The 8,114-nt window shown below is 69.4% G+C and carries 10 protein-coding genes; 4 read left to right on the top strand and 6 right to left on the bottom strand.

Annotated features, from left to right (window positions below; translation table 11 throughout):
• Positions 1-151: 151 nt before the first annotated feature.
• Positions 152-793 carry a TetR/AcrR family transcriptional regulator gene (locus tag VGD28_RS09730; protein WP_331028145.1) on the bottom strand — a complete coding sequence of 214 codons (642 nt, stop codon included), beginning with the start codon at positions 791-793 and terminating at the stop codon, positions 152-154.
• 111 nt (positions 794-904) lie between these two features.
• Here VGD28_RS09730 and VGD28_RS09725 point away from each other — a divergent pair, with 111 nt between their 5' ends.
• Positions 905-1,405, top strand: coding sequence for a DinB family protein (locus VGD28_RS09725; RefSeq protein WP_331028144.1), 501 nt, complete (start codon positions 905-907; stop codon positions 1,403-1,405).
• A 138-nt stretch (positions 1,406-1,543) separates the two neighbouring features.
• Here the strand turns inward: VGD28_RS09725 and VGD28_RS09720 are convergent, their stop codons facing one another.
• From VGD28_RS09720 to rph, 5 genes are all read right to left on the bottom strand, one after another.
• Positions 1,544-2,239 carry an NTP transferase domain-containing protein gene (locus VGD28_RS09720; protein ID WP_331028143.1) on the bottom strand — a complete coding sequence of 232 codons (696 nt, stop codon included), beginning with the start codon at positions 2,237-2,239 and terminating at the stop codon, positions 1,544-1,546.
• Positions 2,240-2,292: 53 nt separating this feature from the next.
• Positions 2,293-3,384: an inositol-3-phosphate synthase gene (locus VGD28_RS09715; RefSeq protein ID WP_331028142.1), complete on the bottom strand. Its 1,092-nt coding sequence runs from the start codon at positions 3,382-3,384 to the stop codon at positions 2,293-2,295.
• Between the two features lie 5 nt (positions 3,385-3,389).
• Positions 3,390-4,244, bottom strand: a complete 855-nt coding sequence (locus VGD28_RS09710) for a CDP-alcohol phosphatidyltransferase family protein (RefSeq protein WP_331028141.1) — start codon at positions 4,242-4,244, stop codon at positions 3,390-3,392.
• Between the two features lie 102 nt (positions 4,245-4,346).
• Entirely contained in the window at positions 4,347-4,988 is a 642-nt protein-coding gene (rdgB, locus tag VGD28_RS09705; RefSeq protein ID WP_331028140.1) for an RdgB/HAM1 family non-canonical purine NTP pyrophosphatase, read from the bottom strand.
• Positions 4,985-5,701 (bottom strand): ribonuclease PH, encoded by a 717-nt coding sequence (rph, locus tag VGD28_RS09700; protein ID WP_331028139.1) that lies wholly within the window; start codon positions 5,699-5,701, stop codon positions 4,985-4,987. Before rph ends, rdgB begins: the two co-directional genes overlap by 4 nt.
• 91 nt (positions 5,702-5,792) lie before the next feature.
• Here rph and VGD28_RS09695 point away from each other — a divergent pair, with 91 nt between their 5' ends.
• From VGD28_RS09695 to grpE, 3 genes are read left to right on the top strand one after another with little or no spacing between them, the layout of a single operon-like run.
• Positions 5,793-6,371 carry a DUF6438 domain-containing protein gene (locus tag VGD28_RS09695; RefSeq protein WP_331028138.1) on the top strand — a complete coding sequence of 193 codons (579 nt, stop codon included), beginning with the start codon at positions 5,793-5,795 and terminating at the stop codon, positions 6,369-6,371.
• Positions 6,372-6,403: 32 nt separating this feature from the next.
• Complete coding sequence (gene hrcA, locus VGD28_RS09690) at positions 6,404-7,447, top strand: heat-inducible transcriptional repressor HrcA (protein ID WP_331028137.1); 1,044 nt, start codon at positions 6,404-6,406, stop codon at positions 7,445-7,447.
• 22 nt (positions 7,448-7,469) lie between these two features.
• Positions 7,470-8,018 carry a nucleotide exchange factor GrpE gene (gene grpE, locus VGD28_RS09685; RefSeq protein WP_331028136.1) on the top strand — a complete coding sequence of 183 codons (549 nt, stop codon included), beginning with the start codon at positions 7,470-7,472 and terminating at the stop codon, positions 8,016-8,018.
• Positions 8,019-8,114 lie beyond the last annotated feature (96 nt).

Below are 8,114 nucleotides of genomic sequence, written 5' to 3'. Positions count from 1 at the left end.
CCTAAGGATCGGATCTGATCCTCCCCCGCCAGGGGGAGGTGGCGCCGAAGGCGTCGGAGGGGGCGGGCAGCGGCGCACCATCGGGGGATCATCGACGCCTCCCCCTCCGTCATGCTTCGCATGCCACCTCCCCCTGGCGGGGGAGGATTGATCAGCCAGCCCCCGCCATGCCGCGCACCGGCCGCAGATAGCCGACGACGAGCCGGGTCACCTCGTCGATCAGCGCGGCCGGCTCGATCATGTCGGGATGGCGCAGCACGGCCTCGTGCGTCAGCGTCTCGACCGTGGTGACGCAGATGAAGGTCGCGGTGTCGAGGTCGGCCACGCCGATCTCGTCCCGGCGCGCTTCGAGATAGGCGCGGATCAGCGCATAGGCCTCGCGATCGATCGCCTCGATCTCTTCGAGCTGGCCCATGCGCGGGATCTGCTCGTCGAAGATGCGGTGCAACGCGGGATCGACGCGATGCGCATCGACCATCGCGGCGATCAGCTCGCGCATCGCCGTCTCGAGATCGAGCGATTCGACCGCGGCCATCGCGTTGCGCAGCAAGTCGAGCATCTCGCGCGTGTGGCGCGTGATCAACGCCGCGACGATCGATTCCTTGTTGGGGAAATATTGGTAGAGCGAGCCGACGCTGACCCCGGCGACCGCGGCGATGCGGTTGGTGCTCGCACGGTCGTATCCCTCGCGCACCAGAATGCGAGCAGTCGCGTCGAGCAGCGCCTCGACCGTCGCCTGCGAGCGCTGCTGCGTCGCGATTTTCCGCGGGTTCATCGGGATCGGGCGGGCCATGGCGATCGGTTTCCGGCAATGCGAGTAGACAATGCGAGCGATAGCTCGCAAATTTTCGGCACGCAATCCAAACCCCGATCCAGCCCCAGACCAGCTCATGCGAGGACGACGATGCCGGCTTATCCCTATGACACGCTGATGCGGTACAAGCGCTGGGCGACCAACGGGCTGACCGCGACGATCGCGGCCAACCTCAGCCGGCTCGATGCGCGCGACCGGGTGCTGATCGTGCGGCTGCTCGACCATATCCAGCGCGTGGACGAGATGTTCGGCGACCATCTGGAGGGCCGCCCGCATCGCCGCCGCTCGCCGCGATCGTTCGAGCTGCCCGAGTTCGAGACGCTGGCGCGCAAGGCGATCGTGACCGCCGAATGGTATGTCTCCTATGCCGACCTGCTGACCAGGGCGCAGCGCGACGAGACGGTGGACTTTACCTTCTCCGACGGGACGCCGGGGCGGATGACGCGCGGCGACATGCTGCTGCACGTCGCGACGCACGGCACCTATCATCGCGGCAATATCGGCATCCTGCTGCAGAAGAACGGGATCGAGCCCCATGCGGACCGGCTGACCGATTTCCTGGCGGCGGAGCGGACGCTGGAAGCGGCGTGAAGCCGAGCAATCCTCCCCCTGGCGGGGGAGGTGGCGCGTAGCGCCGGAGGGGGCGGAAGCGAGCCGCTGATGTTTCGCCGTCCTCCCCCTCCGTCGCGCTACGCGCGCCACCTCCCCCTGGCGGGGGAGGATTTTGGGTTATGTGCGCCACGCCTCGGCCCTGGCAAGCGCGGGGGCGTCGTCGACGTCGAGCCAGTCAAGGTCGCTGCAATCGACGATGCGCGCGGCGCCCTGCTGGGCAAGGGCGCGCATGCCTTCGGTCAGCGAGGGCGCGTCGAGCGCATGGAGCGCGGCGAACAGCGCGGGGCCGATCGCGAACACGCCGGTGTCGTAGCAATCGTGCGGCTCCAGCCCCTTGCCGATCGCGACGATCGCGTCGCCTTGCGTCGCGACGCAGGTGACATCCTCCGGATCGACCCAGTCATGGCCGAGCCGCCGGTCGATGCCGAGCCGCGCCCCCTGCCCCGTTCCCGCCTCGGCAAGGCGGCGGTAGAGCGCGGGATCGACGAGATGGTCGCACATCGCCAGCACCGCCTCGCCCCCCGCGAGCAAGGGCTCGCCGGCGAGGAGCGAGCTGCCGTTGGGTTTCCGATAGTCTTCGACCCGCACGGTTTCGACGATGAGGGGCCAGTCATGCCCGGCGAGATACGCCTCGATCTCCGCCGCGCCATAGCCGAGCACGACGATCGCGCGCGCCATGCCGGCCTCCGCCAGGCCGTGCAGCGCGTGCGCGATCAGCGGGCGGCCGGCGACCGGGCAGAGCGGCTTGAAGGGCGCCGCGGAGCGAAGGCGGCTGCCCTCGCCCGCGGCGAGCAGGATCGCAGTGTCAATCATCAGTCCTGATTCCGCGGTGCCGGCCAGTTCCCCCGCCCGGCACCGTCTTCAGATCACGCGGCGGCGATGAACTTCTCGACCTCCAGCTGCGCGATATCGTCGGTCATCTGCGTGCGCGGGTGCTTGCAGAAATAGGCCGATGCGGCGTCGATCGGGCCGGCGAGGCCGCGGTCCTTGGCGAGCTTGGCGCAGCGGATCATGTCGATCGCGACGCCCGCCGAGTTCGGGCTGTCCTCGACCGACAGGCGCAGCTCCAGGTTCATCGGCACGCCGCCGAACATCGCGCCTTCCATGCGCAGGAAGCAGACCTTGTTGTCGTTCTGCCACGGCACATAGTCCGACGGGCCGATATGGACATTCTCGTCCTCCAGCCGCTCGGCCGCGACCGACTGCACCGCTTCGGTCTTCGACACCTTCTTGGAGGCGAGGCGGCGGTGGTTCGACATGTTGAGGAAGTCGGTGTTGCCGCCGGTATTGAGCTGATAGGTGCGCTCGAGCTTGACGCCGCGCTTGGCGAACAGGTCGGTGAGCACGCGGTGGACGATCGTCGCGCCGAGCTGGGCCTTGATGTCGTCGCCGATGATCGGAACGCCCGCATCGACGAAGCGCTGCGCCCATTCGGGATTGCTGGCGATGAACACGGGGATGTTGTTGACGAAGGCGACGCCCGCCTCGAGCGCGCATTCGGCGTAGAACTCGCTGGCCTCCTGCGAGCCCACGGGGAGGTAGTTCATCAGCACGTCGACCTTGGCGGCGCGCAGCGCGGCGACGACGTCGTCCTTGGTCGCCTCACGCTCCTTGGCGACGACGAAGGTGCGGTCGTCGGCATAATCCCCCATGTGATCGGCGACGCCGTCGAGGATGCGGCCCATCATCACCTTGGCGCCGGTCGGCTCGATCGATTCGCAGAAGATCGCGGTGCAGTTGGGCTTGGCGAAGATCGCGTCGGCGACGTCATGGCCGACCTTGCGCGCATCGACGTCCCAGGCGGCGACGACGCGGATGTCGCTGGGGCGGTAGCCGCCCAGGTCCCAGTGCATCAGGCCGATCGTGTCATTGGCCCCGTCCCGGTAATGGGAAAGGCCCTGAACGAGGGAGCTGGCGCAATTGCCGACGCCGACGATGGCGATGTTGATGCTCGACATTTACTTCACGTCCTTTGGGTGGGTGATTGGGAGGAAAGCGGCTGGATCGCCGTGCCGGCGAGCCGCGCTTCGACGGCGCGGTGCCAGATCAGGCCGATGACGAGGATGGCGGTGAGCGGGACCAGCTCGAACCACCAGAAGAGGCGCGGATTGCCGGCGAGGCAGGCGAGGAAGATCGCGAGCACGCGCATGTTCGCGCTGAGCAGCCGCATCAGGCCGAGCGGCCCGACCGCCGCCTCGCCATAGGCGGCGCCGAACGCGGCGGGATCGGGGTGGCGGCGCAGGCTGTCGTCGAACGTGCGGGCGAAGCGATCGGCCGCGTTCGCGACCGAATCGTACAGCAGCACCAGCGGGTTGCGGCTGCGCGCCGGCGGGGTGCCGGCATCGCCCTTGCAGCGGCGGTGGAAGCGCGCGCGCTCGCCCTCATAGAGGCTGGACTGCACGGCGTGCGCGACGCCGGCCGAGATGGCCAGCGCCCAGCCCTCGACCGTGCCGATCGAGCTGGCGAGGACGACATAGATCAGGACGAACACGCCATGATCGCACAGCCCGTCGAGGAAGCGGCCGAGCGCGCTGGCGGTGCCGGTGGCGCGTGCGATCATGCCGTCGAGCCCGTCGGCGATCAGCCACGCCACCGACAGCAGCAGCCCGGCAGCGGTCCAGCGCCAGTCGCTCCAGTTGGAATAGGCGAGGGCCGCGCCGGTGCCCAGCACGAGTCCCGCGACCGACACGGCGTTGGCCGATATGCCGCGGGCGACGAACCACGGCAGCAGGCCGCGGCCTGCCGGGTGGATGATCCAGAGGTTCGACGGATCCTCGATCCGGCGATCCCGCGACCGATCCGGCGGAGGAATTGTCATGGAGCTGTCACGTACAGCGCGAGGTGCCCACGCAGCAAGCGAATTAGATGGGGCACGGCGCGACGGCCCCTCGATCCGCCGCGCTCGTCTGGGCATGGCGGCCTAGAACACCGCAGCAACGAGCTGGCGGAAGGCATCGGCGCGGTGGCTCATCGCGTGCTTGGCGTCGGGGTCCATCTCGCCGAAGGTCTGGATATGGCCGTCGGGCAGGAACATCGGGTCATAGCCGAAGCCGTTCCTGCCGCGCGGCGGCCAGACGAGGATGCCGTCGACGCGGCCCTCGAACCATTCGACATGCCCGTCGGGCCAGGCGAGCGCGAGCGCGCAGACGAAATGCGCGTCGCGCGACGGCGCGGGCTGACCGTCGACCGCCTTGCCGGCGATGTTCCTCTCGACCAGCTCCATCGCCAGGCCGAAATCCCTGGACGGCCCCGCCCAGCGCGCGGAGAAGATGCCCGGCTCGCCGCCCAGCGCATCGACGCAGAGCCCCGAATCATCGGCCAGCGCGGGCAGGCCCGACAGGTCGGCCGCCTGCATCGCCTTGAGCTCGGCATTGGCGACGAAGGTGGTGCCGGTCTCGTCGGGCTCGGGCAGGCCGAGCGAGGCGGCGCTGACCGGCTCCATGCCATAGGGCGCGAGCAGCGCGCGGATCTCGCGCACCTTACCCTCATTATGGCTGGCGATGACGAGCTTGCCCGGGGCGAGCTTGCGGATCGCCTGCGGGTCGCGGCCCTCGCCGCTCACCGCCCGGTCGCCTTGAGCTGGGCCGCGAAGATGTCGTTGCAGCCGATGCGAGCGAGGCGGAGCAGGCGGAGCAGCCCTTCCTCATCATAGCAGGCGCCCTCGGCGGTCGCCTGCGCCTCGGCGATCTTGCCGTCGGAGAGCAGGACGAAATTGGCGTCGGCATCGGCCGCCGAATCCTCGTCATAATCGAGGTCGAGCACCGGATTGCCCTGATAGATGCCGCACGAGACGGCGGCGACCTGCGTGAGGATCGGATCGGCCGCCAGCGCGCCCGAGGCGAGCAGCTTGTCCACCGCGATGCGCAGCGCGACCCAGGCGCCCGAGATCGCCGCGGTGCGGGTGCCGCCATCGGCCTGGATCACGTCGCAGTCGAGCGTGATCTGGCGCTCGCCGAGCGCGGTGAGGTCGGTGACGGCGCGCAGCGAGCGGCCGATCAGGCGCTGGATCTCCTGCGTGCGGCCCGACTGCTTGCCCTTCGCCGCCTCGCGGCTGCCGCGGGTGTGGGTGGCGCGGGGGAGCATGCCGTATTCGGCGGTCACCCAGCCCTGCCCCTTGCCGCGCAGGAACGGAGGCACGCGCTCCTCGACGCTGGCGGTGACCAGCACCTTGGTGTTGCCGAACGCGATCAGCACCGACCCTTCGGCATGGATGGTGAAATTGGGCAGAATCGAGATCGCACGCATCTGATCGGGGGCGCGGCCGCTGGGGCGCATAACGGGAATCTCCTGTGGCTGTCGGTGCCGCACCTAAACCCAGGGAACCGAACGCGCCAGTGTTCGCTTCGCGATCCGTGGAGGATCATTGATGAAGCGTATCGTAATTGCACTGCTCGCTGTGGGGACAGCGGGATGCATTCCGCAGGTGACGCCGCCAGGGCGCGCCCCAGCCTCGACCACGGTGCCTCCGCGCGCGCCGGTCAGGCCCGAAGCGCATGCGCCGCAGGCGCCGCCGCCGGTGCGGCCGGTGACCAATGAGGCGATCGAGTATCAGACCGGCCCGTGCTTCGGGCGCTGCCCGGTCTATCGCTTCCAGGTGAGTCCCAACGGCATGGGCAGCTTCACCGGCATCCGCTTTACCGCGGTGACCGGACAGCGCAGCTTCCGCGCGACACCCGAACAGGCCGCGGCGCTGGCGCAGTCGCTCGCCCCCTGGCGCCCGGCAACCGGGCGGACGCGCCGCTATGCCCATGGCGAGCCGGGCTGCGAGCAGGCAGCGACCGACATGCCGAGCGCAGAGGTGCGCTGGCGCGGGCGGCGCAGCACCACGACGCTTTATTTCGACTTTGGCTGCGACCGCGACGCCAACCATGCGATGGCCGCGGCATTGGGAAATGCGCCCGACCTGATCCCTGCGCTCGCCCCGCTGATCGGTCCGCGCCCTTGAGCCGCGGCGCGGGGTTGCTACATGACTGGATTGTGACCACCCCGCCGATCACCGAGCTGACCGACCGCGCGCGCGACATTTTTCGCGTGGTGGTGGAATCGTATCTCGACGCCGGGCAGCCGGTGGGATCGCGGACGATCTCGCGCGTCGCGGGCCTCAACCTCTCGCCCGCCTCGATCCGCAACGTGATGCAGGACCTGGAGGAGTTCGGGCTGCTCGCCGCGCCGCATACCAGCGCGGGGCGGATGCCGACCGAGCTGGGCCTGCGCCTGTTCGTCGACGGGATGATGCGCGCGTCCGAGCCTTCGGCGGAGGAGCGCGCGGCGATCGAGGGGCGCGCCGGCGGCGGCGGGCCGGTCGAGGAAGCGCTGGCCAACACCACCGCGGCGCTATCCGGCCTGTCGGCCTGCGCGGGCCTGGTGCTGGTGCCCAAGGCCGAGCGCGTGCTGCGCCAGTTCGGCTTCGTGCCGCTGGGGCAGGACCGCGCGCTCGCCGTGCTGGTCGGCGAGGACGGATCGGTCGAGAACCGCGTGGTCGAGCTGCCGGCGGGGATGCCGGCAGGGGCGCTGGAGCAGGCGGCTAACTATCTGACCGCGACGCTGGGCGGGCTGACGCTCTCCGAGGCGCGGGCGAAGATCGAGCGCGAGCTGCGTGCCGAGCGCGCGGCGCTCGACGATGCGGCGCGCGCGCTGGTCGAGCGAGGGCTTGCCGTATGGTCGCAGGACGGGGACGACCGGCCGGTGCTGATCGTGCGCGGGCAGGCGCGACTGCTCGACGCGGCGGCGGCCGACGACCTCGACCGGGTGAGCCAGCTGCTCGACGAGCTGGAGGGCAAGGAGGAGATCGCCCGCCTGCTCGACAGCGCGCGCGAGGGCGAGGCGACGCGCATCTTCATCGGATCGGAGAACAAATTGTTCGCGCTGTCGGGGTCGTCGGTGATCGCGAAACCGGTGCGTTCGCTCGACGGGCGCGTGGTCGGCGTGGTCGGGGTGATCGGGCCGACACGGTTGAACTATGCCCGCGTCGTGCCCATGGTGGATTTCACCGCAGCGACACTCGCCAGATTGCTGACCTGAAACACGAAGAAATACAGGGATTATGACCGAAGAAGAAAAGACCGAAGCGACCGAGGACCTGCGCCACGAGACCGCGGAGGGAGCCCCCGAAGTCGCCGAGCATGACCGCGTCGCCGAGCTGGAAGCGCAGCTTGCCGAGGCGCAGTCCGCGACGCTCTATGCCCGCGCCGAGGCGCAGAATCTGCTGCGCCGCGCGCAAAAGGAGGCCGAGGATGCGCGCGCCTATGCCGCGACCGGCTTTGCCCGCGACATCCTGTCGGTGGCCGACAATCTCTCGCGCGCCCTGTCCGCCATTCCTGACGAGCTGCGGGCCGACGAGAAGATGAAAGGCCTGGTCACCGGCCTCGAGGCGACCGGGCGCGAGCTGGATTCGGTGTTCGCGCGGCACGGCGTGTCGAAGGTGTCGGCACTGGGCGAGGTGCTCGACCCCAATCGCCATCAGGCGATGATGGAGGTGCCGAGCGCCGATGCCGAACCGGGCACGATCGTGCAGGAGATCCAGACCGGCTACATGATCAAGGATCGCCTGCTGCGCCCGGCGCTGGTCGGGGTGGCGAAGAAGCCGGATTGAAGCCAAACCTGATCCTCCCCCGCCAGGGGGAGGTGTCGCCGCAGGCGACGGAGGGGGAGGAAGCGAAGGTCTCGCCGTCCGCCCCCACCCGCAATC

Source organism: Sphingomonas sp., assembly GCF_036402235.1.
Classification (GTDB): Bacteria; Pseudomonadota; Alphaproteobacteria; order Sphingomonadales; family Sphingomonadaceae; genus Sphingomonas.
This window is presented reverse-complemented; position numbering and strand designations above follow the sequence as displayed.

Bases quoted from the DNA above. Each gene is read 5' to 3' on its own strand.
- rph (WP_331028139.1), bottom strand. From the start codon at position 5,701: ATGCGCCCCAGCGGCCGCGCCCCCGATCAGATGCGTGCGATCTCGATT.
- VGD28_RS09715 (WP_331028142.1), bottom strand. From the start codon at position 3,384: ATGTCGAGCATCAACATCGCCATCGTCGGCGTCGGCAATTGCGCCAGC.
- VGD28_RS09725 (WP_331028144.1), top strand. From the start codon at position 905: ATGCCGGCTTATCCCTATGACACGCTGATGCGGTACAAGCGCTGGGCG.
- VGD28_RS09695 (WP_331028138.1), top strand. From the start codon at position 5,793: ATGAAGCGTATCGTAATTGCACTGCTCGCTGTGGGGACAGCGGGATGC.
- VGD28_RS09730 (WP_331028145.1), bottom strand. From the start codon at position 793: ATGGCCCGCCCGATCCCGATGAACCCGCGGAAAATCGCGACGCAGCAG.
- VGD28_RS09710 (WP_331028141.1), bottom strand. From the start codon at position 4,244: ATGACAATTCCTCCGCCGGATCGGTCGCGGGATCGCCGGATCGAGGAT.
- VGD28_RS09720 (WP_331028143.1), bottom strand. From the start codon at position 2,239: ATGATTGACACTGCGATCCTGCTCGCCGCGGGCGAGGGCAGCCGCCTT.
- grpE (WP_331028136.1), top strand. From the start codon at position 7,470: ATGACCGAAGAAGAAAAGACCGAAGCGACCGAGGACCTGCGCCACGAG.